Here is a 1,243-nt window from a genome sequence, read left to right on the forward strand (position 1 = left end):
GAAAAAATACTATTGACGTGTTAAATGAGTTTAAAATGGTTATAGTCAAGTAGCGAATATAGAAATCTTTATTAATTACCATTGTAAATTATGATCTATAACTATTGTTGGGTGTTTTCCATTTAAACTGAATTGCGCCGCTTAATTTGTGCTTATTTTCGAAATTCTCGTAATCGTAAGGTATTTTAGAGTGAATGATAACATTATTTACATTTCCCCATATGAAAATCAAAATGAATTTATTGAAATTTTAAAAAAAATATTTTCTAACATGGGCTATCATGTGAAAGATATGGAGATACTTACTTCAGTAAAGTCTAATGCAAAGACGGGAGAGATTGCCGTTATTAATTGGTTAGAGGACTCTCCGTGCTATGAAAAAAATTTCTTAAAATCCGTTATAACGTTTGGACGTGCGGTTAAAAAGGCAATTCTATTAAAAAAAAGAACAAAAAAGGTTTTTTGGATAAAGCATAATTACCGACCACATGATAGAAATTTGGGCCAACTATTTAGTCAAATCCTTACGTGGCTTTTTACTCGATTAGATTTTCATGTTCTCGTATTAGAAAGCACATTTGATGGTGATCTTATTTTACATCCGCTTTATATGGCAGACGAAAGAGCGCTGGAAATCAGCAAAGAATTTTCTTTATCGAAAAATAGGAAAGCAGATAAAGTGCTCTTTTTTGGTGCAATAAAGCAATACAAAAATTTACATGTAGCCCTTAATACATGGCCACAAAATTTACCCCTTCTTATTGCTGGAAAATGCAACGATAATGCATATTTTGATAAGCTTGTAAAAATTGTAAACGATAGGAAGTTAAATGTAACATTAAAAAACATTTTTTTAACTAAAGAAGATTTAGAGGCTCTTTTACTAGAGTACTCTTATATCTTGATGCCTCATCAAGATAAAACTATTATCTCCAGCGGGACTTTTTATCATGCTATTAGTTTTGGGTGTAAAATAATCACCTTACCTTCTAGTTTTTCGAAGCATAAAGCCGCACAGCATAAATTTGTATTGGTTAACGAGGACTTTACAAATTTAGGTACAGAAATCGAATTAAACAAAATTAGCCGGTCTGAAGTTATTCGCGATGCTGTGGAAAAATATGGGAGAGTAGAGTGTATGAAAGTATGGGAAAAAAAATTTGACTCAAAATAAAACCATTTTTTGTCTTGAATTAGCTTTTGTTATGGTATCAAATAAAAATTCGGATGCGTTTGTTTAGTT

The 1,243-nt window shown here is 31.0% G+C and carries 1 protein-coding gene; it reads left to right on the forward strand.

The genetic code is table 11. The features are described 5' to 3' along the window. Positions 1 to 190: 190 nt before the first annotated feature. Positions 191 to 1,174, forward strand: coding sequence for a hypothetical protein (locus tag KL866_RS14470; RefSeq protein WP_214995670.1), 984 nt, complete (start codon positions 191 to 193; stop codon positions 1,172 to 1,174). The last annotated feature ends 69 nt before the right edge of the window (positions 1,175 to 1,243 follow it).

It is taken from the genome of Alteromonas sp. ALT199 (assembly GCF_018619335.1).
In the GTDB taxonomy this organism is placed as follows: Bacteria; Pseudomonadota; Gammaproteobacteria; order Enterobacterales; family Alteromonadaceae; genus Alteromonas.